At 68.5% G+C, this 24,870-nt stretch carries 22 protein-coding genes and 3 tRNA genes; 16 read left to right on the top strand and 9 right to left on the bottom strand.

The features are described 5' to 3' along the window. Positions 1-44: 44 nt before the first annotated feature. From SBI80_RS08450 to SBI80_RS08440, 3 genes are all read right to left on the bottom strand, one after another. The gene (locus tag SBI80_RS08450) at positions 45-1,988 is read right to left on the bottom strand and encodes an Ig-like domain-containing protein (protein WP_318974019.1); all 1,944 of its coding nucleotides are present in this window, start codon (positions 1,986-1,988) and stop codon (positions 45-47) included. A gap of 191 nt (positions 1,989-2,179) precedes the next feature. Beyond that, a tRNA-Arg gene (locus SBI80_RS08445) sits at positions 2,180-2,252 on the bottom strand. Positions 2,253-2,286: 34 nt separating this feature from the next. Further along, a tRNA-Ser gene (locus tag SBI80_RS08440) sits at positions 2,287-2,378 on the bottom strand. Positions 2,379-2,496: 118 nt separating this feature from the next. Here SBI80_RS08440 and SBI80_RS08435 point away from each other — a divergent pair. The 4 genes from SBI80_RS08435 to SBI80_RS08420 are packed head-to-tail and all read left to right on the top strand — an operon-like array spanning position 2,497 to position 5,326. Beyond that, positions 2,497-3,573, top strand: a complete 1,077-nt coding sequence (locus SBI80_RS08435; protein WP_318974018.1) for a pyridoxal phosphate-dependent aminotransferase — start codon at positions 2,497-2,499, stop codon at positions 3,571-3,573. 1 nt (position 3,574) lies between these two features. Continuing rightward, on the top strand, positions 3,575-4,048 hold the full coding sequence (locus SBI80_RS08430) for a DUF4334 domain-containing protein (protein ID WP_318974017.1): 474 nt from the start codon (positions 3,575-3,577) through the stop codon (positions 4,046-4,048). Positions 4,049-4,065: 17 nt separating this feature from the next. Next, positions 4,066-4,470 (top strand): hypothetical protein, encoded by a 405-nt coding sequence (locus SBI80_RS08425; protein WP_318974016.1) that lies wholly within the window; start codon positions 4,066-4,068, stop codon positions 4,468-4,470. A 31-nt stretch (positions 4,471-4,501) separates the two neighbouring features. After that, positions 4,502-5,326 (top strand): crotonase/enoyl-CoA hydratase family protein, encoded by an 825-nt coding sequence (locus SBI80_RS08420; protein WP_318974015.1) that lies wholly within the window; start codon positions 4,502-4,504, stop codon positions 5,324-5,326. Positions 5,327-5,329: 3 nt separating this feature from the next. On the opposite strand, the gene SBI80_RS08415 is transcribed toward SBI80_RS08420, so the two are convergent. Together SBI80_RS08415 and SBI80_RS08410 are read right to left on the bottom strand one after the other, a co-directional pair. Continuing rightward, positions 5,330-5,419 (bottom strand) — tRNA-Ser (locus tag SBI80_RS08415). Positions 5,420-5,465: 46 nt separating this feature from the next. Continuing rightward, a complete protein-coding gene (locus SBI80_RS08410; protein ID WP_318974014.1) occupies positions 5,466-5,951 on the bottom strand; it encodes a MarR family winged helix-turn-helix transcriptional regulator in 486 nt (161 codons plus the stop codon). Positions 5,952-5,996: 45 nt separating this feature from the next. Here SBI80_RS08410 and SBI80_RS08405 point away from each other — a divergent pair, with 45 nt between their 5' ends. After that, positions 5,997-6,980 carry an NAD(P)H-quinone oxidoreductase gene (locus tag SBI80_RS08405; RefSeq protein ID WP_318974013.1) on the top strand — a complete coding sequence of 328 codons (984 nt, stop codon included), beginning with the start codon at positions 5,997-5,999 and terminating at the stop codon, positions 6,978-6,980. Between the two features lie 3 nt (positions 6,981-6,983). Here the strand turns inward: SBI80_RS08405 and SBI80_RS08400 are convergent, their stop codons facing one another. Next, positions 6,984-8,180 carry a cysteine desulfurase-like protein gene (locus tag SBI80_RS08400; RefSeq protein WP_318974012.1) on the bottom strand — a complete coding sequence of 399 codons (1,197 nt, stop codon included), beginning with the start codon at positions 8,178-8,180 and terminating at the stop codon, positions 6,984-6,986. A gap of 109 nt (positions 8,181-8,289) precedes the next feature. Here SBI80_RS08400 and SBI80_RS08395 point away from each other — a divergent pair, with 109 nt between their 5' ends. From SBI80_RS08395 to wzm, 5 genes are read left to right on the top strand one after another with little or no spacing between them, the layout of a single operon-like run. Further along, the gene (locus SBI80_RS08395; protein WP_318974011.1) at positions 8,290-10,236 is read left to right on the top strand and encodes a DUF6541 family protein; all 1,947 of its coding nucleotides are present in this window, start codon (positions 8,290-8,292) and stop codon (positions 10,234-10,236) included. 22 nt (positions 10,237-10,258) lie between these two features. Further along, the gene (locus SBI80_RS08390; protein ID WP_318974010.1) at positions 10,259-10,774 is read left to right on the top strand and encodes a bacterial proteasome activator family protein; all 516 of its coding nucleotides are present in this window, start codon (positions 10,259-10,261) and stop codon (positions 10,772-10,774) included. A gap of 2 nt (positions 10,775-10,776) precedes the next feature. Continuing rightward, the gene (wzt, locus tag SBI80_RS08385; protein WP_318974009.1) at positions 10,777-11,583 is read left to right on the top strand and encodes a galactan export ABC transporter ATP-binding subunit Wzt/RfbE; all 807 of its coding nucleotides are present in this window, start codon (positions 10,777-10,779) and stop codon (positions 11,581-11,583) included. Next, positions 11,580-12,500 (top strand): galactofuranosyltransferase GlfT1, encoded by a 921-nt coding sequence (gene glfT1, locus SBI80_RS08380; RefSeq protein WP_318974008.1) that lies wholly within the window; start codon positions 11,580-11,582, stop codon positions 12,498-12,500. The genes wzt and glfT1 overlap by 4 nt, the downstream gene beginning before the upstream one ends. After that, positions 12,497-13,327, top strand: a complete 831-nt coding sequence (wzm, locus tag SBI80_RS08375) for a galactan export ABC transporter permease subunit Wzm/RfbD (protein ID WP_318974007.1) — start codon at positions 12,497-12,499, stop codon at positions 13,325-13,327. Before glfT1 ends, wzm begins: the two co-directional genes overlap by 4 nt. An 81-nt stretch (positions 13,328-13,408) precedes the next feature. Here the strand turns inward: wzm and SBI80_RS08370 are convergent, their stop codons facing one another. Continuing rightward, positions 13,409-16,267 (bottom strand): hypothetical protein, encoded by a 2,859-nt coding sequence (locus SBI80_RS08370; RefSeq protein WP_318974006.1) that lies wholly within the window; start codon positions 16,265-16,267, stop codon positions 13,409-13,411. On the opposite strand from SBI80_RS08370, the gene SBI80_RS08365 reads away from it, so the two are divergent. After that, positions 16,218-17,180 (top strand): hypothetical protein, encoded by a 963-nt coding sequence (locus SBI80_RS08365; protein WP_318974005.1) that lies wholly within the window; start codon positions 16,218-16,220, stop codon positions 17,178-17,180. The genes SBI80_RS08370 and SBI80_RS08365 overlap by 50 nt on opposite strands. A gap of 449 nt (positions 17,181-17,629) precedes the next feature. On the opposite strand, the gene SBI80_RS08360 is transcribed toward SBI80_RS08365, so the two are convergent. After that, positions 17,630-18,355 (bottom strand): class I SAM-dependent methyltransferase, encoded by a 726-nt coding sequence (locus tag SBI80_RS08360; protein WP_318974377.1) that lies wholly within the window; start codon positions 18,353-18,355, stop codon positions 17,630-17,632. A gap of 74 nt (positions 18,356-18,429) precedes the next feature. Beyond that, positions 18,430-18,900 carry a carboxymuconolactone decarboxylase family protein gene (locus SBI80_RS08355; protein WP_318974004.1) on the bottom strand — a complete coding sequence of 157 codons (471 nt, stop codon included), beginning with the start codon at positions 18,898-18,900 and terminating at the stop codon, positions 18,430-18,432. A 48-nt stretch (positions 18,901-18,948) separates the two neighbouring features. Here SBI80_RS08355 and pdxR point away from each other — a divergent pair, with 48 nt between their 5' ends. Genes pdxR through SBI80_RS08330 form a run of 5 tightly spaced genes read left to right on the top strand, consistent with a single transcriptional unit; the run spans position 18,949 to position 24,870 of the window. Continuing rightward, the gene (gene pdxR, locus SBI80_RS08350; RefSeq protein ID WP_318974003.1) at positions 18,949-20,391 is read left to right on the top strand and encodes a MocR-like pyridoxine biosynthesis transcription factor PdxR; all 1,443 of its coding nucleotides are present in this window, start codon (positions 18,949-18,951) and stop codon (positions 20,389-20,391) included. 48 nt (positions 20,392-20,439) lie between these two features. Beyond that, positions 20,440-20,835: a GtrA family protein gene (locus SBI80_RS08345; protein WP_318974376.1), complete on the top strand. Its 396-nt coding sequence runs from the start codon at positions 20,440-20,442 to the stop codon at positions 20,833-20,835. 19 nt (positions 20,836-20,854) lie between these two features. After that, on the top strand, positions 20,855-22,216 hold the full coding sequence (dprE1, locus tag SBI80_RS08340; protein ID WP_318974002.1) for a decaprenylphosphoryl-beta-D-ribose oxidase: 1,362 nt from the start codon (positions 20,855-20,857) through the stop codon (positions 22,214-22,216). Next, complete coding sequence (gene dprE2, locus SBI80_RS08335; RefSeq protein WP_318974001.1) at positions 22,217-23,011, top strand: decaprenylphospho-beta-D-erythro-pentofuranosid-2-ulose 2-reductase; 795 nt, start codon at positions 22,217-22,219, stop codon at positions 23,009-23,011. 5 nt (positions 23,012-23,016) lie between these two features. Beyond that, on the top strand, positions 23,017-24,870 hold the full coding sequence (locus SBI80_RS08330) for a galactan 5-O-arabinofuranosyltransferase (protein ID WP_318974000.1): 1,854 nt from the start codon (positions 23,017-23,019) through the stop codon (positions 24,868-24,870).

Below are 24,870 nucleotides of genomic sequence, written 5' to 3'. Positions count from 1 at the left end.
GTCATCCTCGCAGGCGCGGGTTCCCCGTCAGTTCCGATGTGGGCCTAGACGACCACGCTGGGAACCACGACGGTGTACCCGAGGTCCTGCATGATGCCCCGCTCCACCGGGCTGAGGACCCGCACCCCAAGGCCAAGATTGCTAATGGCGTTCATCAACTTCTCGTTCGACCCGGTGAAGGTGGCGTCGTCCAGGTGAGTCGCCGAACTTCCCTCCTGCCACGGGTTCGGCGTGAAGAGCGGCACGGGCCCGCCATAGGCGGCCGCTGCGTTGGTGCCGTCGAAGTACAGGCCACCGCCGGCTCCCGTCAGGTTCGGGTCGTACGCGGTGTTCCAGAAGCCGCTCGAGTTGATCACCCGCGTGCCGGTGGAAGTCGTGACGTAGCTGGCGAAAAGTGTCCACGCCAGGTTGGTGTTCGACCCCGGCGGGCCTACGTAGGACAGGAAACCGAAGGAATGCATCAGTTCGTGCATCGCCGTCGAGACGAAGTCGTACTGGTTGCCCGCCACTGCATCGCCGTAACTCCACGGTTCGCCGAAGTTCCAGTCGATCGTGCCGTCGGCCGCGGCCCCGTTGGAGTCGACACCACTGAGGAGCTTGTTCTGCGCCACCGTCCGCCAGAAGCCAGGAGCGCCACTGATCAGATCGCTGCCTGCCGTGGCGAGCGTGTTGAGCGCCGGATCGTTCTGCGCCGTGACGTCGTAGTCCAGGGTGACCGGCTTGGTGACCAGGAAGTATGCGGCCAACTGCAGCGCGGACGATTCGAGAGCGCTCTTGGCGTCGGCCGACCAGTAGTTGGCACCGGTGGTGTAGTTGAACGCGAACTTGATCGCACCCTCGTTGAACAGCGCCCCGGCGGAGGTGCCCGAACTGCGGAACGGGTCGAGCAGGTTGACGTGCAGGCCCAGGTCTTGAGCCGCCACCACGAACGAGTCGACGCCGTCGAATCCCTGCCCAGGGGTGTAGGTGAAGGAGCCGTCGGCGTTGAGCGTCAGGTTGCCCGCCGTGGGTCCCTGCACCAGCCGGTAGGAGATGGGGTCGCCCTCGGCGTCGACGGCGTTGACCTGCCCGCTCACCGGGACGTCGGACGATCCGGTGAGCGTCAGCGGGGCCACCGTCGGGGCCTGGTTGAGCAGGGTGCGGCGTGCCGTGATGGCGGTGCCGACGAGCATGTCCTTGAGCGGATCGGCCAGCGGCAACTGTGCGATCAGCGCCTGTAGCGCGATGAAGGCGCCGCCAAGGTGGTAGGACAGCGCCTGTTCGTAGGGGTTGGTCGAGGCCACCATCTGCAGGGACCACGGGGTCGCGGGCGTCGCGGTGGATGTCACGGCGGGCGTCGCGGCGGGTGTCGCGGCGGGTGTCGAAACTGCCGCCGCGGCAACGGGTTCGGCCGTCGAGATGGCCGGGGATGCAGTCGTGGTGCTGCTGGCAGCGGCCTTGGACTCCGACGTCGAGCGCAACGACTCCGCCGTCGACGTCGCCGCCGAAGTCGACGTCGAAGGAGCCGAAGCGGTGGAGGCCGCCGCCTCGGTGGCCGACGACTCCGCCGACGCGTGCCCACTCGAACCGGTGTTGGTCTGGGCCGAGACGGTCGTCTTCTCGTCGGTGGCCTCACTCTTGGTGGTCGATGACGACGAAGAAGACGACGGGGAGGACGACGGCGCACTCGCCGACGTGGTGGAACTCGTCGACGACGAGACCGGGGCCGTCTCGCTGGCGGCTTCGCTCCTGGCCGTGGCCGGCGAAGACGATGCAGCGGCAGACGATTCGCCCGAGGCCGGACTCGTCGAGCCCGCGGAACCGGCCGCGGACGAGCCGGAATCGTCGGCGAGGGCGATGCCCACGAGCGGGGCCGCCAGCGACGCCCCGAACAGCGCGGCGCTCATCCCCGCCGAGGCCGCACCGAGCTGCAACCACCGCCGGACGCCGAAGTCCTCGGAACGACGAGCGCGATGTACACCCCGGCCGGCTGCCCTGCCACTCGCCATGCCTGACCCCTTCGTCAATTGTTGCGAGCTAAGTTATACAGCTCACGTACGACGGCCGCAGCGATTCCTCCGAGCCGAGTCCGCAGGGGCTGCAATGACGGCGTCGTGCCAGCCGAGGAAGGGGCAAGAGCGAAGTGGTCGAGCCGGTTGCCGCGTCGAGCGACGGGCATGCCGGCGAAGCGAAACTAGAGTGCGCCCGAAGGGATTCGAACCCCTAACCTTCTGATCCGTAGTCAGATGCTCTATCCGTTGAGCTACGGGCGCCTGTCATTCAGTTGTACGGCTGGCGAACCAGCCGTGGCGGAGGCGAGAGGATTTGAACCTCCGGTCCGCTTTAAGGCGGACAACTCATTAGCAGTGAGTCCCATTCGGCCGCTCTGGCACGCCTCCTGACCGCTCCAAAGGGTACCGGACTCGCGTTGGATCCCCAGAACCGCCGAGGAGGAAGCGTACACAGCGAGCCCGGCGGAAGGCAAAGCGGCATCTCGGGCACCCCTAGACTGGTCCCGTGACAGCCCGCCTGCGCCCCGAGTTGGCCGACCTTCCGGCGTACACGCCGGGCAAGACGGTTCCCGGCGCCATCAAGATCGCCAGCAACGAGACCGTCGACGGTCCGCTACCCAGCGTGCGCGCGGCGATCGCCAAGGCCGCCGAAGGCATCAACCGCTATCCCGACAACGGCTACGTCGAGCTCAAGGAGCGCCTGGCCAAGCATCTCGACGACGGCGCGTTCGCCCCCGAGCACATCTCGGTGGGCAGCGGTTCGGTGAGCCTGTGCCAGCAGCTCATCCAGATCACCGCCTCCGTCGGCGACGAGGTGATGTTCGGCTGGCGCAGCTTCGAGATCTATCCCCTGCAGGTCCGCACGGCCGGCGCGACGTCCGTGCAGGTGGCGCTGAAGGACTATGCGTTCGACCTCGACGCGATGCTGGCCGCCATCACCGATCGCACCCGGCTGATCTTCATCTGCAATCCGAACAACCCGACGTCGACCGTCGTGGACCCGGACGCGTTGGCGCGCTTCGTGGCCGCGGTGCCCAGCGACATCCTGATCGTGCTCGACGAGGCCTACGTCGAGTACATCCGCGACGGGATGCTGCCGGACAGCTTCGGGCTGGTCCGCGCGCACCGCAACGTCGTCGTGCTGCGGACGTTCTCCAAGGCGTACGGCCTGGCCGGGCTGCGCATCGGCTACGCGGTCGGCGATCCGGACGTCATCACCGCGCTCGGCAAGGTCTACGTGCCGTTCACCGCGACGAGCATCTCCCAAGCCGCCGCCATCGCCTCCATCGACGCCTCCGACGAGTTGTTGGCTCGCACCGACGCCGTGGTGGCCGAGCGCGCCCGGGTGACCGCGACGCTGCGCGAGGCCGGCTTCACGGTGCCGCCGTCGCAGGCGAACTTCGTCTGGCTGCCGCTGGGTGAACGCAACCACGAGTTCGTCAACGCGGCCGCCGACGCCCGGCTGCTGGTGCGGCCCTATGGTCGGGATGGCGTCCGCGTCACCGTTGCCGCACCCCACGAGAACGATGCGTTCCTGGAGTTCGCCACCCGCTGGATCAGCACCGGCACCGAACAGGAGTGAAGTGAATACGGCCCGAAAGACGTTCAGTGCCTTCACCGAACGCACCGGGGAGATCCCCGACGACGAACTCGACGCGTTCTGGGACACCCTGCAACCCGCCACCATCGACTTCATGATCGGCGAGTGGAAGGGCGGCGAGTTCCATACCGGCCACCAGGCGAACGGGTTCATGGAACGGCTCAATTGGTTCGGCAAGACCTTCAACTCGGCCTCCGACGCCAAGCCGCTGGTCTGCCTGGACGCCGACGGCAACAAGTTCTCCAACACCGAGGCGATGAAGGGCGAGGCCAGCCTCTGGCTCGAGGAGTTCCGCGGCGAGGTGACGGCGTCGATGGTCTATGACGGCAGGCCCGTGCACGACCACTTCAAGCGGGTCGACGACAACACCGTCATGGGCATCATGAACGGCAAGGGCGCGCTGGACACCCGCTCGGGCTCTCCGCGGCACCTGTACTTCTACCTGGAACGCGTCTAGGCCCTATCGTCGACCAGATGAGGACGCGCGTCGCGGTCGCCGCACTGACCGTCGTCGTCGCCGGCATCCTCGCCGGCTGCGACCGCACCACCGCGGGCACCGTCGCGATGACGACCGAGGCCGGACCGTCCACCCGCATCTCGACCTCGCCCCGGCCGACGACGTCCGCCCCGCGCACCTCGTCCCCGCAGCCGTCGTCGGACGTCCCACCCCCTGGTGACGCGCTCGCCGTGACGTGCAAGCAGTACGGCGGCCTCGACCAGGCCAGCCGGACCGCGGTGATCCAGGAGATCCTCTCCAACGAGGCCTCGACCTTCAGCCCTGAGGACACCGAGATCGCGACGACCCTCGCCGACGCGATGTGCACGTTCCTGCCCGAGAGCACCGTCGCGGAGATACTTCTCGGCGGACCACCCCGCTGACCCCCGTGTTCTGACCCGTAGCCTTCCTGACATGGGCGATGCATACGAATCCCTCACCATCGACGTCGACGCGCACGTCGCCACGGTCACGCTGACGGGCCCCGGCAAGGGCAACGCGATGGGTCCGGCCTTCTGGGCCGAACTGCCCGTGGCCTTCGCCGCGCTCGACGCCGATCCCGACGTGCGCGCGATCGTGCTCACCGGGTCGGGGCGCAACTTCAGCTACGGCCTGGATCTGGTGTCGATGGGTGGCACGCTGGAACCGGTTCTATCCGAGGGCGCATTGGCCAAGGCCCGCACCGACTTTCACACCACCGTCAAGGCGATGCAGGGCTCCATTACTTCCGTCGCAGACTGCCGGAAGCCGGTGATCGCGTCGGTGCACGGTTGGTGCATCGGCGGCGGGGTCGACCTGATCTCGGCCGTCGACATCCGCTACGCCAGCGCCGACGCCAAGTTCTCGGTCCGCGAGGTCAAGCTTGCGATGGTGGCCGACGTGGGCAGTCTGGCCAGGTTGCCGCTCATCCTGTCCGAGGGACACCTGCGCGAACTCGCGTTGACGGGCAAGGACATCGACGCCGCCCGGGCCGAGAAGATCGGCTTGGTCAACGACGTCTTCCCCGACGCCGAGGCGTCACTGGCCGCGGCACACGCCACGGCCAAGGAGATCGCCGCCAATCCTCCACTGGTGGTGCAGGGCATCAAGGACGTCCTCGACGAGCGGCGCGTCGCCCAGGTCTCCTCCAGCCTGCGCTACGTCGCGGCCTGGAACTCGGCGTTCCTACCCTCGAAGGATCTGACCGAGGGCATCACCGCGATGTTCGCCAAGCGGCCCCCGGAGTTCAAGGGCGAGTAGGGCTGGCGGTGGCGGAGGGATTTGAACCCCCGGACGGTGTTAGCCGTCTCTCGCTTTCAAGGCGAGTGCATTAGGCCGCTCTGCCACGCCACCGCGGACCAGCCTAAGCGCTCCCGCACCGACCCATTCACGAGGGCGGCTACTTGGCGCTCAGCGCGGCGACGATCCGCCGGCAGTTCTCCCCCATCGCCGTCGTCTGCGGGCGCGACAGCTGAGCCAGGAAGTGCGTGCGCACGCCGTTGCCGTACGTCGCCATCGCCGCGCGCAGGACAGTCTTGCCGTCGTCGGTGATCGTCGCCAGCACGCCCCTGCCGTCCTGCGGCGTTGCTCTGCGCCGCACCAGGTGGTGCACCTCCAGACGGTGAATCTGTCGAGTCACCTTGCTGGGCAACGACATCAGCTCCTCGGCCAGATCGCCCATCCGCACTGACCCGCCCGCCGAGTCGGCCAGCACGTCGAGCAGCCGGACGTCGTCGAGCGAGAGCCCGTGTACCTCGACGAGCTCACGGTTCAGGGTCGTGGTCAGCAGCAACCCCGCATCCAGGAAGTGTTGCCACGCGCGTTGTTCGGCGATGTCCAGTCCGGGCATCGAACTGGCGGTCCGCCCCCCGATGATCCCCGCCATTTTGTCATGCTAAGACAGTTCTTCGCCGGTAGTAGCGTAATGGACATGCACGCGATCATCGCCGAATCCGCCACCGAACTCGCCTGGCGCGAGGTGCCAGACGTCACCGCGAGCGACGGTGAAGTCGTCGTCGACGTGGCCGCAGCCGGGATCAACCGGGCGGACGTCCTGCAGGCCGCAGGCCACTACCCGCCACCCCCCGGTGCCAGCACCATCATCGGTCTGGAGGTCTCCGGGCGGGTGTCGGCCGTCGGCTCCGGCGTGACGGCCTGGTCCGTCGGCGACGAGGTGTGTGCGCTGCTGTCCGGCGGCGGTTACGCCGAACGCGTGGCGGTTCCGGCCGGCCAGGTCATGCCGGTTCCCGACGGCGTCGGCCTGCACGAGGCCGCCGCACTGCCGGAGGTGGCCTGCACGGTGTGGTCGAACCTCGGCATGACGGCGCACCTCGCCGCCGGTCAGACGGTGCTCTTCCACGGCGGCGCCAGCGGTATCGGCACCCACGGCATCCAGGTGGCCAAGGCGCTGGGGTGCCGGGTCGCCGTCACCGCCGGATCGGCCGAGAAGCTCGACGTGTGCCGCACGCTCGGGGCCGACATCACCATCAACTATCGCAGCGAGGACTTCGTCGAGGCGCTGAAGGCGCAGACCGACGGCCACGGCGCCGACGTGATCCTGGACCTGCTGGGGGCGTCCTACCTGGACCGCAACATCGACGTGCTGGCGCCCGACGGTCGCCTCGTCGTGATCGGCTTCCAGGGCGGCCTGAAGGCCGAACTGGACTTCGGCAAGCTGATGGCCAAGCGCGGCGCAGTCATCTCGACGGCGCTGCGCTCGCGACCGGTGGACGGGCCGTCGGGCAAGAGCGCCATCGTCGAGTCGGTGGTGGCCAACGTGTGGCCGATGGTCGCCGACGGCCGGGTGCGTCCGATCATCGGCGCCGAGCTGCCCATCGAGGAGGCCGCCAAGGCGCACCAGCTGCTCTCCGCCGGAGACGTATACGGGAAAGTGCTTCTGCGCGTAGCGAATTGACGCCTAGCCGAGCGAGGCGAGCGCCCGGACCAGCTGGTCCACCTCGGCCAGCGTCGTGTAGTGCGCCAGGCCGACGGTGACCGCTCCGCCGATGTCGTTGACCCCGATGACGTCGAGCACCCGCGACGTGGTGTTCAGCGATGCCAGCACGCCGTTGTCGGCCAGCCGCTGCACCACCCGCTCGGCGGGCACGCCGTCCAGCGCGAAGCTCAGCACCGGGATGCGAACCTCGGGCTGGCCGATCACCATCACTCGCGGCAGCGAGCGCAGCGACGTCAGCAGGTAGTCGAACAACCGGTCCATGTAGAGCGCGGCCGATCGCATTGACACGGAGAGTCTTTCGCGACGCGTGCCCGACGCCGACTCGTCGAGGTTCGCCAGGTACTCGACACTGGCCACCACGCCGGCGAGCATGCCGAACTGATGCGTGCCCATCTCGAGGCGTTCCACACCGGTTGCCAGCGGATCCAGCGACACCGCACTGAACGTGTCGATCATGGCCGGATCCCGGAAGACCAGGGCACCGATCGGCGGGCCACCCCAGGCAACGGTGTTCAGGGCCAGGATGTCGGCTTCGATCTCGTTGACGTCGACCAGCCGGTACGGAGCAGCCGCCGAATGGTCGAGGACGACCGTGCCACCGTTCTCGTGCAGCAGCTTGGTGACAGGACGCAGATCGGTGACGGCACCGATGGCCGACGACGCCGAGGTGATGGCGACCAGCTTGGTCGGCTTGTCGATCAGCGTCTCCCACTGCCACGGCGGCAGCTCACCGGTCTCGATGTCGACCTCGGCCCACTTGACCTTGGCGCCATACCGATTGGCGGCCCGCAGCCAGGGCGCGATGTTGGCCTCGTCGTCGAGGCGGGTCACGACGAGCTCGTGGCCGAGCCCGACGCGGGTGGATGCGGAGTCGGCCAGGGAGGTCAGCAGGATGGCGCGGTCGGCGCCCAGCACGACGCCGCGCGGGTCGGCGCCGACGAGGTCGGCGACCGCCTGACGGGCGGCGTGCAGCACCGCTGCGCTACGGGTAGCGGCCGGGTGCGGACCCCGCCCGGTGGTCATCGAACCGCGGAAGGCGGTGGACACCGTCGTCGCCACCGAGTCCGGCAGCAGCATGCCGTTCTGTGCGTCGAAGTGCACCCAGCCGTCGCCCAGAGACGGGTGCAAACCACGCACCCGGGCGACGTCATATGCCATGCCAGCCACCTTCGAGCCCTGTGAGTACCGCGATCCGTACCGATGTCGGTGGTGCCCGCCGCGCCCACGCGCGTGCGGACCAACTCACCTAGCCGGTCATACTAGTGCAGTGAGCTTGGCGTCCGGAGTGCTAGTCGCGTGGGCGTTGCTAATCATTCCAGGAGCAATCATCGGGCGGACAGCCCAGCTAACGTGGCCGGTCGCGGTCGCGGTGGGGCCGGCACTGACCTACGGCACCGTTGCGCTGGCAATTCTGCCGTTCGGCGCGCTCGGAATCCCGTGGAATCTCGGGACCGCCCTGATCACCCTGGTGGTCGTGACGCTTCTCGTTGCAGGTTTGCAGGCAGTGTTCTCCCGGCGCCGGGATCACGTCCGTCCGGGGCAACCGGTGGCGGCCGGTCCGGCGTGGTTGATCGCATCGGGCGTCCTCCTCGGTGCGGTGTTGATCACATTCGCAGCAATCCGCGGCATGCCCCATTGGCAATCGATTCCCAGCACCTGGGACTCGGTTTGGCACGCCAACACCATCCGATTCATCGTCGACACCGGCCAGGCCTCGCCGACTCACATGGGCGAGCTGCGCAACGTCGAAACGCACGCCGGGCTGTACTACCCGTCGGCGTTTCACGCCCTGGCCGCCATTCAATGCCAGTTGACCGGCGCCGCCGCCACGACCGCCTACACGCTGAACTCGCTGGCGGTCGCGGTGTGGCTGTTCCCGGCCAGCGCGGCGGCCCTGACGTGGCACCTGCTGCGCAGTCGCGACCTCGGTCAGTGGCCGTCGGCCGGGGCCGCTGCGGCCGCCGCCGCCCTGTCGGCCTCGTTCACCGCCATCCCGTACGTCGAGTTCGACACCGCGTCCATGCCCAACATGGCGGCCTACGGCCTCGCGGTGCCCACGATGGCGCTGATCGTCTCGGCCGTCGGCAACCGCGACCGGATCCCGATCGCCATCCTCGCCCTACTCGGCGTCTTCTCGGTGCACATCACCGGCGGCGTGGTCACCGTGCTCTTCGTCGCGGCGTGGTGGCTGTGCGAGGGATTGTGGCGACCGGTCCGAGGCAGGCTGGCCGACTTCGCCAGCCTGGCCGCGATCGCCGCCCCCGCGGTACTGCTGCTGCTGCCGCAGTTCCTCGGCGTGCTTGCGCAGGCCGAGATCATCGCCGGCCACGAGTTCGACACCCATCAGGGCAAGAAGAAGGCCCTGTTCGACGCCGTCGTGCAGCACACGCGTCACCTCAACGACTATCCGATTCAGAACGCGCTCATCCTGCTCGCGGCCATCGGCTTCGTGATCCTGCTCATCCGCCGGATCTGGTGGCCAGCTGCGGTGTGGCTGCTGCTGGTCTACGCGATCGTGCACTCCTCGGCACCGTTCCACGGTGTCATCGGCACGCTCAGCGCCCTGTTCACCGACCTCTTCTACAGCGATCCACGCCGGCTCTCGGCGGTGGTGACGATGCTGTTGGCGCCGATGGCGGGTGTCGCACTGTTCACCCTGGCCTCGGCCGCGTCGACGGGGGTGCGCCGGGTGGCGCCGCGGGCCGGTCCACGGGCGGCCCACATCGTCACCGGCATCGTCGTCGTCGCGGTGTGCATCGGCATGGCGTGGCACTACTTCCCCCGGCACCGGCATCTGATCGGGGAGAAGTACGACCAGGTCATCATCGACGACAAGGACCTCGAGGCCTTCGCCTACCTCGCGACCCTGCCCGGCGCCAAGGACACCCTGATCGGCAACGCGAACGTCGACGGCACGGCGTGGATGTACGCCGTCTCCGGGCTGCACCCGCTGTGGACGCACTACGACTATCCCCAGCAGCAGGGGCCGGGGTACCACCGCTTCGTGTTCTGGGCCTATGCCGACGACGCCGACACCGACCCCCGCGTCGCCGAGGCGGTCCGCGCGCTGAACATCCGCTACGTCATCACCAGCACGCCGGTCGTCCGCGGTTTCGTCATGCCCGACGGACTAGTCTCCCTAGACGAGTCGAAGTCGTGGAAGAAGATCTACGACAACGGCGAGGACCACATCTACGAGTGGCAAGGCAAGTAGACCCCAGGAGTGTCACCAGACCATGACGAGTAACGCCGACGATCAGAGCGTCGAGGACATCGAGATCCTCGGCGACGGCCCCGCGACGGGCGAGGACGCCGATGGCAAGTCGCTGACCGACCTCGTCGAACAGCCGGCGAAGGTGATGCGCATCGGCACCATGATCAAGCAGCTGCTCGAGGAGGTCCGGGCGGCACCGCTCGACGACGCCAGCCGCGGTCGGCTGCGTGAGATCCACGCCCGCAGCGTCCGCGAGCTCGAGGAGGGACTGGCCCCCGAGCTGCGCGAGGAACTCGAGCGCCTCGCGCTGCCGTTCGGCGAGGACACCCTGCCCTCGGATGCCGAACTGCGGATCGCCCAGGCGCAGCTCGTCGGCTGGCTCGAGGGCCTGTTCCACGGCATCCAGACCGCATTGTTCGCCCAGCAGATGGCCGCCCGCGCGCAGCTCGAGCAGATGCGCCAGGGTGCGCTGCCGCCCGGCGTCGGCGGGGTGCCGGGCCGCGGTCCCGCCGGCCCCGGCACCGGGCAGTACCTGTAACTGTGGGCGAACCACACATCTCGACCCAGAACGCCTGGGTGGAGTTTCCGATCTTCGACGCCAAGTCGCGGTCGTTGAAGAAGGCGTTCCTCGGCAAGGCCGGCGGCACCATCGGCCGCAACGACTCCAACGTCGTCGTGATCGAGGCACTCCGCGACATCACCATGTCGCTGCAGATGGGTGACCGCGTTGGCCTGGTCGGGCACAACGGCGCCGGCAAGTCGACCCTGCTGCGTCTGCTGTCGGGCATCTACGAGCCGACGCGCGGCTCGGCCACCGTCCGGGGGCGGGTGGCGCCCGTGTTCGACCTCGGCGTCGGCATGGATCCGGAGATCTCGGGTTTCGAGAACATCGTCATCCGCGGCATGTTCCTGGGGCAGACGCGCAAGCAGATGGCGGCCAAGGTCGACGAGATCGCCGAGTTCACCGAACTCGGCGACTACCTGTCGATGCCGCTGCGCACGTATTCGACCGGCATGCGCGTGCGCCTGGCGATGGGGGTGGTCACCAGCATCGACCCCGAGATACTCCTGCTCGACGAGGGGATCGGCGCCGTGGACGCCGAGTTCCTCAAGAAGGCCCGCACCCGACTGCAGGACCTGGTGGCGCGCTCCGGAATCCTGGTATTCGCAAGCCATTCCAACGAATTCCTGGCGCGGCTGTGCAAGACCGCCATGTGGATCGACCACGGCACCATCAGGATGACCGGTGGCATCGAGGAGGTCGTGCGCGCCTACGAGGGTGACGACGCCGCCCATCACGTGCGCGAAGTGCTCGAGGAGAATGAGCGCGAGAACAGCGGGCCATGAGTGAATTCGTGTGTGCCGTGGTGGTCACCCACCGGCGCGTCGCGCAGCTGTCGCAGTCCCTGCACGCGGTCGCGACCCAGACCCGGGCCCCCGACCATCTGATCGTGGTCGACAACGACGCCGACGATCAGGTACGGGAACTGGTTGCCGCTCAACCGATTCCGACGACGTACCTCGGGTCGCGGCGCAACCTGGGCGGGGCCGGCGGATTCGCACTCGGCATCCTGCAGGCGCTCGCCCTCGGGGCGGACTGGGTCTGGCTGGCCGACGACGACGGAAGGCCCGCCGACGCCGAGGTGCTCGGCACGCTGTTGCGATGCGCCGAGCTACATGGGCTGGCCGAGGTCTCCCCCATGGTGTGCGACCTCGACGAGCCCGACCGGCTGGCGTTCCCGCTGCGCCGCGGGCTGGTGTGGCGGCGGCTGGTTTCCGAGCTGCGGGTGGACGCGTCGGCGAGCCGGCAATCCGATCCTGCGGGCGACCTGCTGCCCGGCATCGCGTCGCTGTTCAACGGGGCACTGTTCCGGGCCTCGACGGTGGAAGCCGTTGGCGTACCGGATCTTCGGTTGTTCATCCGTGGTGACGAGGTCGACGTGCATCGGCGCCTGGTGCTGTCGGGGCTGCCGTTCGGCACCTGCCTGGAGGCGGTCTACCTGCATCCGCAGGGTTCCGACGAGTTCAAGCCCATCCTCGGGGGCCGCATGCACACCCAGTACCCGCCGGACGACACCAAGCGGTACTTCACCTATCGCAACCGTGGCTACCTGCAGGCGCAGCGTGGCCAGCGCAAGCTGGTGCCCCAGGAGTGGTTGCGCTTCGGCTGGTACTTCCTGATCACCCGTCGCGACCCCGCCGGATTCGCGACGTGGATTCGGTTGCGCCGCTTGGGTAGACGAGAGAGGTTCCTCAGACCATGACCTTCACCGACGCCGCCGCGCAGTCGAAGACCTTCACCCGCGCCTGGGCCGACCTGGCGACCGGCTTCGGCAGACGTGAACTGTGGCTGCACCTGGGCTGGCAGGACATCAAGCAGCGCTACCGCCGCTCGGTGCTCGGACCCATCTGGATCACCATCGCGACGGGCACCATGGCCGTGGCACTTGGCGCGCTGTACTCGACGCTGTTCCACCTACCGCTGGCCGAGCATCTGCCCTACGTCACGCTCGGACTGATCATCTGGAACCTGATCAACGCCTCGATCCTGGAGGGCGCCGACGTGTTCGTCGCCAACGAGGGTCTGATCAAACAACTCCCGACGCCGCTCTCAGTGCACGTCTATCGCCTGGTGTGGCGTCAGATCCTGCTGTTCGCGCACAACATCGTCATCTTCGTCATCATCGCGATCATCTTCCCGCAGCCCTGGAAGTGGACCGATCTGGCGTTCATCCCGGCGCTGGCGCTGATCGCCGTGAACTGCGTGTGGGTGGCGTTGTGCTTCGGCATCCTGGCCACCCGCTACCGCGACATCAGCCCGCTGCTGTTCAGCCTGGTGCAGCTGCTGTTCTACGTCACGCCCATCATCTGGAACGACGCCACGCTGCGCGCTCAGGGCGCCGGGACGTGGGCCAAGGTCATCGAGTTCAACCCGCTGCTGCACTACGTCGACATCGTCCGGGCGCCGCTGCTGGGGGCCGATCAGGAACTGCGGCACTGGGTGGTGGTGATCGTCCTGACGATCGTCGGGTGGACCGTGACGGCGTTTGCGATGCGGCAGTACCGCGCCCGCGTGCCCTACTGGGTGTAGTCCGCGGCGCGACTCTGCGGTGAGCGCGCAGAAGTGCGAGAGGGACGCGCGCTCAGCGCAGAGTCGAGCTGGACTTCACGTCTAGACGTTCGTGCTCGCGGGTTGCTTCTGGGTGAAGGTGACGAGCGCGTAATTGCTGGCTTGCCAGCCGTTGAGGAATGCGCCGATGGGTAGCCCCAGCGCCCTGCCGACACGGTCGGAGGTGTCGGGGTCCGACGCCGAGCTGTCGTTGACGTACACGCGTCCGTTGGCCAGATCCACCTGGGTGACGACGGCCGCGTGGTTGGTCTTGGTGTAGTCGGCATCGGATCCCGGGACGTAGCCGAAGGTGCTCCAGATCACCGAGACGGGGTAGCCAACCATCACGGCGTCACCTCGGGCCAAGGCGGCTTGGAGATCGGCGAGTGCCTGTTGGCCGTCGGCCTGGGTCGCGGTGGCCTTCACCCCGGGGTTCTGCACGTTGCCGCCGCCATAGGTGGCGAGGGTCGCGGTGACATCGAAGTACTTGTTGGCCAGCGCGATCGCGTCGGCGAGGTAGACACCGGTCTGGGAGTAATCACCCAAGTACATCTTGGCGCCAGGAATGAACACGCTGTCGGTGGTCGCCGCCAGCGTCGACATGTCGTCTTCGGTCGGGGAGGTGCTGTGGGTGGCCTGCCCGATCGCCATGGCCGTCGCGATGAGCTGGCAGTTGTAGAAGCTCTGCTTGACCCAGTACTGGGCGTTGTCCACCGCATTGCCGTACTGACCGTCTCCGGTGACCTTGACGTTGACCGTCGCCTCGGCGGTGCCGGGTTTGGCCACTCCGATAGTCAGTGACCAGTCGTGGAGCAGTGCGGACAGTGCGCCGATGAACCCGGTTCCCTGGGCTGCCGTCTCGTTGCTGGCCTCCACGGTGAACGTATCCCGGACGCCAGGCTGGACGAGGGTGGGATCGGGCGTGTAGGTGTAGGCGCCGGTGTATTGGTTCAGGTCCAGCGTGCCGTACTTCGGTTGGGTGGTCACGACATAGGTGACCGGGTAGCCGTTCTTGTTGAGGCCGACGACCCAGCCGCTGACCTGCTTGCCGTCGCCCACGGGCAGACTCGTCGTGCTGTACGTGGTCAGCGGTCGATTGAAGAAGACGTAGGCCAGTTGACGACCGAGATCGGTCACGGCCCCCGTCGTCGGGGTAGGCGGCGTGGTGCCCGTGCCGGGCGACCCGTTGGTGCCGCCTTCTCCGGCCGCACCTGCCGCGGCGACGGTCTGTCCGTCTTCGCTGGCACCGCCGTATCCACCCCCGCCGGACCAGCCGCCGTATCCGGCCAGACCACCGCCGGTGCCGCCGTTGCCACCGTTGCCGCCGTCACCACCGGCACCGCCGGCAGCTGGGCTGTTTCCGTTGCCACCACTTCCACCAGCACCGCCGGTACCACCGGTGCCGCCCTGGCCAGCCGACCCGGTGCTGGAGGCGGAGCCGCCGTTGCCGGCGTTGCCCCCGGCCCCACCGGTGCCTCCACTGCCGGCCTGGCTGACCGTTCCTCCGTTGGCGCCCGGTCCGCCGGTTCCGCCGGGCCCGCCGGAACCGCCGGTGAGACCGGGACCGCTATCTGCCCCGTTGCCGCCGGCCCCGCCGTTGCCCCCGGCGCCACCCTGGGCACCGGCTTGGTTGGTCCAGCCGCCCCTGCCACCGTTGCCACCGGCGCCGCCGGTACCGCCGTAACCGCTGTAACCGGCGACGCCGTCGGAGGCGATGACACCGAAGAAGCGTCCGGTTCCGGCAGCCCCGCCCGTGCCACCGCTGCCGGCGTCACCGCCCCTGCCGCCGTTACCGCCGGACGGTCCGGTCACGAAGCTGCCGTTCAGGGCGTCGACGCCGTTGCCACCCAGGCCGCCGTCACCACCCCTACCGCCGCTGCCTCCGTCGCCGCCGAGACCGAGGACCAGGCTGCCGTTGCCACCGCGGCCGCCCGTACCGCCGGGACCGCCGAAGGCACCGTCACCGCCATCTGCACCTGCCGTGGCGCCATTGGGGCCGCGAACCCCGGCCTGCCCCTGTCCACCGTCACCGCCCCGGCCGCCCTTGCCGAACACCGAGAGCATCCCGACGTTGCCGCCGGCACCGCCGTCGCCGCCGCCCTGACCGCCCTTCCCGCCGTCGCCCCCATTGCCCATCCACAAACCACCGGTACCGCCCGCACCAGCGTCACCACCGTGATCGCTGACGCCAGCCCACGGCGACGCGCCACCGGCCCCGCCTGCGCCGCCGAGGGCGAACACCGACAACATTCCGCCGTTGCCGCCGGCGCCGCCTCGGCCGCCGAAGCTGCCGGCACCGCCGGCACCGCCGTCGCCGGCGATTCCCCACAACGACACCAGTCCGGTGTCACCGCCGGCACCACCGGCGCCGCCGGTCTGCCCGTTGAAGATCGCGGCCCCGCCGGCTCCGCCGAAACCGCCTACGCCCCACAGCCATCCACCCGCACCGCCGGCTCCGCCAGCGCCGCCCCGGTAGTCACCGATGGAGATTCCACCGACACCGCCGTAGCCCCCGCGGCCGACCAGTCCGGCGGAGCCGCCACGGCCGCCACGGGACCCGGTGACGGTTTGGGCCCCTGCCCCACCTGCTCCGGCGTTGCCGTACAGCAATCCGCCATTGCCGCCGTTGCCACCGTTGCCACCGTTGACTCCGGCAATCCCGGCGCCACCGTCGCCACCTTCACCCCACCAGCCGGCCGAGCCGCCATTGCCACCGTTGAAGCCATCGCCACCGGCTCCGAACAGGCCGCCGTTGCCGCCGGTGCAGGCACCTATCCCGGTGCAGGTGTCCGCACTCCAGGAGTAGCCGTTGCCGAAGAAGATCCCCGCGTTGGGGTGGGACGCGGTGCCATCGCCGAAGAAGAACGCCAGAATGTCCTGCGGCGTCGGCAAGTACAGCTGCGGCGCGGGGATCGTCGTCACCGTGGGTGGCGCCGCCACCGCAGCCGATGACACCGGCGCGGTCAGGGCGAGGGCGACCGTACGCGCCGCCGACGGCGACGGTTCGTCGACGATTGCTTCCTTGGCTTGCCCGGCGTTCGACGCGGCGGGCGGCGTGCTGGTGGCCGCGGCCGCGGTCTCGTGGGGAGTCGCTGTCGCAGTGGGAGCTGTCTCCGACGAGGAATCCGCGACCGCCGGAACGGCGTCCGAGGGTTGCGCGCCCGTGGGCGCCGTGGTCGAGCTCTGCGCCGGGCTCGACTCCGTCTGCGTGTCACGCGGGGTGCTGGTAGTCGCCGCGGAGGACGTCGCACCGGTCGTCTGGGCCGAGCTGCCGCCGTCGACGTCCGCCGCGGACGACGACGCCTCACTGCTGACCGAGCTCTTCGTCGGCGCGGAGGAGGACTGTGAGTCCGTGCTCGCCGAAGCCGAGTGCGATGCCGAATTCGATGCCGAATTCGATTCGCTACCAGCGGCCTTCGTCGTCGAGGACGTGGCCGAGCTACTGGCCGACGATGCGGTAGAAGTCGAACTCGCCGACGGCTTGGTATCGCTGCCCCCAGGCGACGAATGGGATGCTGCCGAATTCGAGGAACTAGACGAGCTAGAGGAGTTGGAAGACCCCGAACTCGACGAACCCGACGATGATCCGGCGTCGTCGGCGGCTGCGGTGCCGATCTGCGGACCCACCAGGGAGTACCCGGCAAGCGCCGCCCCGACGCCGACCGATGCGGCGCCCAGCATCAACCAGCGGCGCACCGCGAAGTCGTCGCAGCGTCGATTGGTACCCCGGCGTGGCGAGCCAGTGGGTGGTGCTGCGTCCTCGATCGCCGACGTCCGGTCCTTGCCACGCGACATCCTCGAAACCCCCCAAGAGGACGCCCCACGCCCTTATTGACACTGTCGAAAGTAAAGCGGGATGAGAGTAACTCACGCCCAGCTACTTAGCCACCGTTATTTCTCGTTCACCCGCCACTTGCCATTCGGGCTCGCCGTGGACGTCCGGCTGAACGTCTCCGCCCAGCTGTCGCTGCCAAGTCTCGGCCGATGCGTCACGACGGGGATCCTGGACGGGTCCGGATCGCGCCCATGGCCGGTACATCGCAGGCCAGACCACGCTTTTGGCCGCCGGTGCGAACGCAGTGGCGCCGAGCGGAGGTGCGACAGCGGCCGCGACGAAAGCCATCATTCGCTGGGAAGTGCACGTCGTGCGCGAAAGTAGTCGTCACCGGCGGCGAAGTCACTCCAGATCGATTGCCAAATCGAACTCGATTTGTTTACGTTGATGTCAAATAAATTGAGTGTGCCGGAAGTGGATGCAGGGTGCGTTGGTCAGCGCCCGGTGGGTCAGCGGGGCGTCGCGTGGATCGCCAGCGCGTCGCCGACCACCGTCACCCCGTCGCCGATGCGTTCGGCGAGCTCGGCCCGCAGCGTTGCGGCCTGGTCCGCGTTCAGCGTCAGATAATTGGAGTGGGTGAAGGCGAAGTCGATCCACCCTTGACGGGTGTAGTGCCGGGTCTGCGGATAGCTGCGCGCCTCGACGTCATAACCGCCCGCGGTGAGCGTCCTGATCAGGTCGGTGAGATGACCATGGGGATCGACGGTGCCGACGTCCCAGTAGCCGGCGTAGATCCCCTTGAGATCCTCCGACGTCGTTCCGCTGGGGGCCAACCGATTCCATAGCAGCGCAAGGTGGCCGCCGCCGCGCAGCAGGCCGCGAATCTTGGGCAGCGCCACCGCGGGATCGACCCAGTGGAACGACGCGGCGAACACCACCGCATCGAACACTCGGCCGTTCGGGGCCCACTGCTCGAAGGTGTCGACCTCGACGTCGACGCCCGCGCGCTGGGCCACGGCGGCCATCCTGGCGTCGGGCTCTACCGCGAGAACCGTCGCACCACGTTCGACGAACTGCCGAGACGCGATCCCCGTCCCCGCACCGACGTCGAGGATCGACCGCGCGCCCCCAGCCAGGAGATCGTCGATCATCGCGTCGGGATAGCGGGGCCGGTGGGCGTCGTAGGACTCGGCTTGGCTGCCAAATGAGCTGGCGCGCAGCCGATTTTGATGCATGCCCAACCTGGGTGCCATGAATTCGACGATAGCGCGGCCGGATGTGAGGACGCTGCGCGTCGGCTGACCGGTCGTCAGCGACGAGGGGCCTTCATCCTGGTCGCGACGTTGAACCGGTTCCAGGCGTTGATGGTGACGGCCATCGCGATGACCTGCGCGAGCTCCTTCTCGGTGAAGACCTCGGCAGCCCTGGCGTACACCTCGTCGGAGACGTGGCCGTGGTGCAGTTCGGTGATCGCCTCGGTCAGTTCGAGGGCTGCGCGTTCCCGGTCGGTGAACAGCGAGCCGGCTTCCTCCCAGGCGGCGATCAGCGCCAACCGCTGCTCGGTCTCGCCGAGCTTGCGGGCGTCGGCCACGTGCATGTCGAGGCAGAAGGCGCAGTGGTTGATCTGCGAGGCGCGGATCTTGATCAGCTCGCCGAGGATGGGGTCGACGTCCTTGGCCGACGCCGTGCTGAGCTTCATCATTGCGTCGTACAGCTCGGGCGATACCTTGTAGATCTTGAGCCGGTCGATGGCGGTGGGGTGTTCCAGGGTTTGCGTCATGACCTCACGCTAACGCCGAAAGAACCATCTAGATGGTTCAATTCATCCGTGACTTCGTGGGCCAATTCGGGTGCGCGCGACCTGCACCTGGACCTGCGCGGCGTGATCACCCCAGGTGCGCGGGGGGCGCGGGAGCTGCTGGTCGGGGGCCTGCGCGACGCCGTGCGCTCGGGCCGGCTCGCGCCCGGAGCGCTGCTGCCGCCGTCGCGCACGCTGGCGTCGGACCTCGGATTGGCCCGCAACACGGTGGCCGAGGCCTATGCCGACCTGGTGGCCGAGGGTTGGCTGGCCGCCAAGCAGGGTGCCGGGACGTGGGTGCTCAATGCCGCACCGCGGCCGGTACCAACCCGGCCGCGGGGAGCACCCGGCGTACCCACCCACGACCTGATGCCGGGGTCGCCCGACGTCTCCGCATTCCCGCGCAGCGCGTGGCTGGCGTCCACCCGCCGGGCGTTGTCGACTGCGCCCACCGAGGCCCTGCGGATGGGTGACCCGCGGGGGCGCGTCGAGCTGCGCGAGGCGCTGTCCGAATACCTCGGGCGAGTGCGCGGGGTGCGGACGTCCGCGGAGTCGATCGTCATCTGCGCCGGCACCCGGCATGCCATCGAGATTCTCGCCAGGACCTTCGGCACCGCCAGGCCGATCGCCGTCGAGGCCTACGGGCTGTTCATCTTTCGCGACGCCCTCGCCGCGTCGAGCGTTCGGTCGACGCCCATCCGGGTCGACGCGCACGGCGCCGTCGTCGAGGACCTGGACCGCTGCGACGTCTCCGCAGCCCTGCTGACCCCCGCCCATCACTTCCCGCACGGCGTGCCCCTGCACGCCACCCGGCGCACCGCCGCCGTCGACTGGGCCCACCGGACCGACGGTTACCTTCTCGAGGACGACTACGACGGCGAGTTCCGCTACGACCGCCAACCCGTCGGGGCGGTCCAGGGTCTGGACCCCGACCGCGTCGTCTACCTGGGCTCGGCCAGCAAGAGTCTGCTTCCGGCCCTGCGGCTGGGCTGGATGGTGGTCCCCGACCACCTGATGGACCGGGTGCTGGCCGCCGGGGGTGGTCAACAGTTCTACGTCGACGGCATCGCGCAGCTGACGATGGCCGACTTCATCTCGAAGGGCAGCTACGACAAGCACATTCGCCGGATGCGGTCGAAGTATCGGCAACGCCGCGACCGGCTGATCGAGGCACTCGCTCCGTTCGACATCGGCATCGCGGGGCTCTCGGCGGGGCTGCACCTGCAGCTGACGCTGCCCGAGGGCGCCGAGGCCGAGGTGATGCGGCGCGCCGGTGAGGCGGGGATCGCGCTGGCCGGGCTCGGGCTGCTGCGACACCCGGACGCGGGACCCGACGTCCCCGCCACCGACGGCATCGTCGTCAGCTTCGGCACCCCCGCCGACCACGCGTTCACCTCGGCGCTGCAGGCTCTGTGCGGGGTGCTGGCCGCTGCCGTGGCTGCCCGTGGGGCGCCACCGGCGTCGCGGTGGTGAGCACCCGCAGCCGTGCTGGCTAAGCTGCCCCTCGTGGCCGAGCCCCCGATGTCGCCCAACCTGAGCCTGACCACCCAGGCGTGGCGCTTCATCGTCACCGGCGGGCTCTCGGCGATCGTCGACTTCGGGCTCTACGTGCTGTTCCTGCACCTTGGCCTGAACGTCAACGTGGCCAAGACGCTCAGCTTCATCGCCGGCACCACGACGGCCTACCTGATCAACCGGCGGTGGACGTTCCAGGCGCCACCCAGCCGGGCCAGGTTCATCGCGGTGGTGGCGCTCTACGCCGTCACCTACGCCGTGCAGGTCGGCATCAACTACGTCTTCTACACGCTGTGGGACGACAAGCCGTGGCGGGTGCCGGTGGCGTTCGTCATCGCCCAGGGCACCGCGACCGTGATCAACTTCGTGGTCCAGCGCGCGGTGATCTTCAAGCTGAGGTGAGGGCGGTACCCTCGTCACGATGTTCACCACCACCACCAAGCGGCTGACCGGCTGGGGCCGCACCGCGCCCACCGTCGCGCAGGTGCTGTCGCCCCCCGACGCCGAGACCATCGTGGCGGCGGTCGCCAGCGCCGACGGCCGCGGTGTGATCGCCCGTGGACTGGGCCGGTCCTACGGTGACAACGCCCAGAACGGTGGCGGCCTCGTCATCGACATGACGTCGCTGCACCAGATCCACTCGATGAATCGCGACACTCACCTCGTGGACGTCGACGGCGGCGTCAACCTCGACCAGCTGATGCGCGCGGCGCTGCCGTTGGGTCTATGGGTGCCCGTTCTGCCCGGCACCCGGCAGGTCACCGTCGGCGGTGCGATCGCCTGCGACATCCACGGCAAGAACCACCACAGCGCCGGGAGCTTCGGCAACCACGTCCGCTCGATGGAACTGCTCACCGCCGACGGCGAGGTGCACCACCTGACCCCGGACGGCCCCGAGGCCGACCTGTTCTGGGCCACCGTGGGAGGCAACGGCCTGACCGGCATCATCCTGCGCGCGACCATCGCGATGACGCCGACGGAGACCGCGTACTTCATCGCCGACGGTGACGTCACCCCGACCCTGGACGACACCATCGCACTGCACAGCAACGGCAGCGAGAACGACTACACCTACTCCAGTGCCTGGTTCGACGCCATCAGCGCGCCGCCGAAGCTCGGGCGCGCCGCCATCTCGCGCGGTTCCCTGGCGACACTGGACCAGCTGCCCGCCAAGCTGCAGAAGAATCCGCTCAAATTCGATGCGCCGCAGCTACTTACGTTCCCGGACGTGTTCCCCAACGGCCTGGCCAACAAGTACACCTTCGGGCCGATCGGCGAGCTCTGGTACCGCAAGTCGGGTACCTACCGCGGCAAGGTGCAGAATCTTACGCAGTTCTACCACCCCCTGGACATGTTCGGAGAGTGGAACCGGGGATACGGCCCAGCCGGTTTCCTGCAGTATCAGTTCGTGGTGCCCACCGAGGCGGTCGACGAGTTCAAGCGCATCATCGTCGACATCCAGCGCTCTGGGCACTACTCCTTCCTGAACGTCTTCAAGTTGTTCGGACCGGGAAACCAAGCGCCACTGAGCTTTCCGATCCCCGGCTGGAACATCTGCGTCGACTTCCCGATCAAGGCGGGGCTCGGTGAGTTCGTCACCGAACTCGACGAGAGGGTGCTGGAATTCGGCGGCCGCCTCTACACCGCCAAGGATTCCCGCACCACCGCCGAAACCTTCCATGCCATGTACCCGCGGATCGACGAGTGGATCGCGTTGCGCCGCAAGGTCGATCCCGCCGGGGTCTTCGTCTCGGACATGGCCCGACGTTTGGAGCTCGTGTAAATGGTCTTTGACGCCGTGGGCAATCCCCAGGCCATCCTCCTGCTGGGCGGCACCTCGGAGATCGGGCTGGCGATCGTCGCGCGCTATCTGCGCGATGCCCCGGCCCGGGTGATCCTTGCCGACCTGCCCGACCATCCCCGCAAGGACGCCGCCATCGCCGAGATGACGGCGGCCGGTGCCAAGTCGGTCGAGTGGGTCGACTTCGACGGCGTCAAGACCGACACCCACCCCGAGGTGATCGAGGAGGCTTGGGGGCGCGGTTCCGCCCAGAAGGACGTAGACGTCGCGATCGTCGCGTTCGGCCTGCTCGGTGACGCCGAGGAGCTGTGGCAGAACCAGCGCAAGGCCGTGCAGATCGCCGAGATCAACTACACCGCAGCAGTTTCGGTCGGTGTACTGGTCGGCGAGAAGATGCGCGCTCAGGGTTCCGGCCGCATCATCGCGATGAGCTCCGCCGCGGGCGAGCGCGTGCGTCGTTCCAACTTCGTCTACGGCTCGACCAAGGCCGGTCTCGACGGCTTCTACCTCGGGCTCGGAGAAGCGCTGCGCGAGTTCGGTGTTCGCGTCCTGGTGATCCGGCCCGGTCAGGTGCGCACGTCCACCACGATCGCGCACTGGAAGGCGACCGGCGCCAAGGAGGCTCCGTTCACCGTCGACAAGGAGTACGTCGCCGAGCTCGCCGTCACTGCGTCGGCCAAGGGCAAGGACCTGGTGTGGGCGCCGGGAGCGTTCCGGTACGTGATGATGGTGCTGCGCCACGTGCCGAGGCCGATCTTCCGCAAGCTGCCGATCTGAATCCCATGCCACAGGCGCTGACCACGTCGCTGAAGACGGCGGGATTCATGGCCGCCGCCGTGGTCATCGCGGTCGCGGTGGCCGCGGTCTCCCTGGTCGCGATCGCACGGGTCCAGTGGCCCGCGTTCAACTCGTCGAACCAGCTGCACGCCCTCACCACCGTGGGCCAGTTCGTCTGTCTGGCCGGCCTGTTGGCCGGCGGCTGGCTCTGGAGCCGGCGGCAGCTCCCCGCCTGGCTCCTGTCCACCGTGTCGCTTTCGGCGCTGTCGGTCGTCACCCTCGCAATGCCGCTGGGGGCCACCAAGCTGTATCTGTTCGGTGTCTCGGTGGACCAGCAGTTCCGCACCGAATACCTGACGCGGCTGACCGACACCGCGGCACCGCACGACATGACCTACCTCGGTCTGCCGCCCTACTACCCGCCGGGCTGGTTCTGGCTCGGCGGCAGGCTCGCCGCCCTGACCGGAACCCCGGCGTGGGAGATGTTCAAACCCTGGTCGATCATCTCGATCACCGCCGCGATCGTCGTCGCCTTCGTGTTGTGGGCCAGGCTGATTCGGTTCGAACTCGCACTGGTGGTGGCGACGGCGACCGCCGCCGCCACGCTCGCCTACGCCTCCGCCGAGCCGTACTCCGCCATCATCACCGTTCTCCTGCCGCCGGTCTTCGTCCTGGCCTGGTCGGGGCTGCGCGCCACACGGGGTGGCTGGGCGGCGATCGTCGGCGTCGGGCTGTGCCTCGGGCTGGCGGCGCTGTTCTACACGCTGCTGCTGGGCTACGCCGCGTTCACGATCGTGTTGATGGCGCTGCTGGCGACGGTCACTCACCGCAGCTGGGCTCCCCTGCTGCGACTGATCGTCATCGCCGTGATCTCGGGCGCGCTGGCGCTGATCGGCTGGGCGCCGTACCTACTGGCCGCAGCCAAGGGCGCGCCCGCCGACAGCGGAACGGCGCAGCACTACCTGCCGTCGGACGGCGCGCAGCTGACCTTCCCGATGCTCGACCTCACCCTGCTGGGCGGACTATGCATGGTCGGCACGCTGTGGCTGGTGGTCCGCGCCCGCACGTCCACCCGCGCGGGTGCCCTGGCCGTGGCGGTGGTGGCCGTCTATGCGTGGTCGCTGATGTCGATGCTCACCACGCTGGCCGGCACCACGCTGTTGTCCTTCCGGCTGCAGCCCATCCTCACGGTGCTGCTCGTCGCGGCTGGCGCCCTCGGCTTCGTCGAGACGACGACGGCGATCGCCGCGCGGTATGCCCCGGCTACTGGCCGGCGGGTCATCGCCGCGGGTGCGGTCCTCGGCGCGATCGGTGCGATGACGTTCACCCAGGACATTCCCGACGTGCTGCGCCCGGACATCGTCGTCGCCTACACCGACACCGATGGCACCGGCCAGCGCGCCGACCGCCGCCCGCCGGGCGCCGAACAGTACTACCGCGAGGTCGATGCCCGGATCACCGAGGTCACCGGACGGCCGCGCAACCAGACGGTGGTGATGACCGCCGACTACGGCTTCCTCGCCTACTACCCCTACTACGGCTTCCAGGGGTTGACCTCGCACTACGCCAACCCACTCGCCCAGTTCAAGGAGCGGTCCACGGCGATCGAGGGCTGGGCCACCATGACCAAACCCGACGAGTTGATCGCCGCACTCGACCGGCTTCCGTGGGCTCCCCCGACCGTGTTCCTGATGCGCCACGGCGCCAACGACACCTACACGCTGCGGCTGGCCAGCGACGTCTACCCGAACCAGCCCAACGTCCGGCGCTACCAAGTGGCCCTGGATGCCGCGCTGTTCGACGATCCGCGGTGGAACGTCTCCGACATCGGTCCCTTCGTCCTGGCGATCAGGAAGTAG

The organism is Mycolicibacterium sichuanense (assembly GCF_033741125.1).
Lineage (GTDB): Bacteria > Actinomycetota > Actinomycetes > Mycobacteriales > Mycobacteriaceae > Mycobacterium.
Note: the sequence above shows the minus strand (reverse complement) of the source record. Positions and strands in the feature narration are given on the sequence as shown.

What these genes read in the sequence shown, in the direction of transcription:
- SBI80_RS08450 (WP_318974019.1), bottom strand. Translation starts at nt 1,988, where the DNA reads ATGGCGAGTGGCAGGGCAGCCGGCCGGGGTGTACATCGCGCTCGTCGT.
- SBI80_RS08425 (WP_318974016.1), top strand. Translation starts at nt 4,066, where the DNA reads ATGAGGACGCGCGTCGCGGTCGCCGCACTGACCGTCGTCGTCGCCGGC.
- SBI80_RS08420 (WP_318974015.1), top strand. Translation starts at nt 4,502, where the DNA reads ATGGGCGATGCATACGAATCCCTCACCATCGACGTCGACGCGCACGTC.
- SBI80_RS08410 (WP_318974014.1), bottom strand. Translation starts at nt 5,951, where the DNA reads ATGGCGGGGATCATCGGGGGGCGGACCGCCAGTTCGATGCCCGGACTG.
- SBI80_RS08405 (WP_318974013.1), top strand. Translation starts at nt 5,997, where the DNA reads ATGCACGCGATCATCGCCGAATCCGCCACCGAACTCGCCTGGCGCGAG.
- SBI80_RS08400 (WP_318974012.1), bottom strand. Translation starts at nt 8,180, where the DNA reads ATGGCATATGACGTCGCCCGGGTGCGTGGTTTGCACCCGTCTCTGGGC.
- SBI80_RS08390 (WP_318974010.1), top strand. Translation starts at nt 10,259, where the DNA reads ATGACGAGTAACGCCGACGATCAGAGCGTCGAGGACATCGAGATCCTC.
- glfT1 (WP_318974008.1), top strand. Translation starts at nt 11,580, where the DNA reads ATGAGTGAATTCGTGTGTGCCGTGGTGGTCACCCACCGGCGCGTCGCG.
- wzm (WP_318974007.1), top strand. Translation starts at nt 12,497, where the DNA reads ATGACCTTCACCGACGCCGCCGCGCAGTCGAAGACCTTCACCCGCGCC.
- SBI80_RS08365 (WP_318974005.1), top strand. Translation starts at nt 16,218, where the DNA reads ATGTCCTGCGGCGTCGGCAAGTACAGCTGCGGCGCGGGGATCGTCGTC.
- SBI80_RS08360 (WP_318974377.1), bottom strand. Translation starts at nt 18,355, where the DNA reads ATGCATCAAAATCGGCTGCGCGCCAGCTCATTTGGCAGCCAAGCCGAG.
- SBI80_RS08355 (WP_318974004.1), bottom strand. Translation starts at nt 18,900, where the DNA reads ATGACGCAAACCCTGGAACACCCCACCGCCATCGACCGGCTCAAGATC.
- SBI80_RS08345 (WP_318974376.1), top strand. Translation starts at nt 20,440, where the DNA reads ATGTCGCCCAACCTGAGCCTGACCACCCAGGCGTGGCGCTTCATCGTC.
- dprE1 (WP_318974002.1), top strand. Translation starts at nt 20,855, where the DNA reads ATGTTCACCACCACCACCAAGCGGCTGACCGGCTGGGGCCGCACCGCG.
- dprE2 (WP_318974001.1), top strand. Translation starts at nt 22,217, where the DNA reads ATGGTCTTTGACGCCGTGGGCAATCCCCAGGCCATCCTCCTGCTGGGC.
- SBI80_RS08330 (WP_318974000.1), top strand. Translation starts at nt 23,017, where the DNA reads ATGCCACAGGCGCTGACCACGTCGCTGAAGACGGCGGGATTCATGGCC.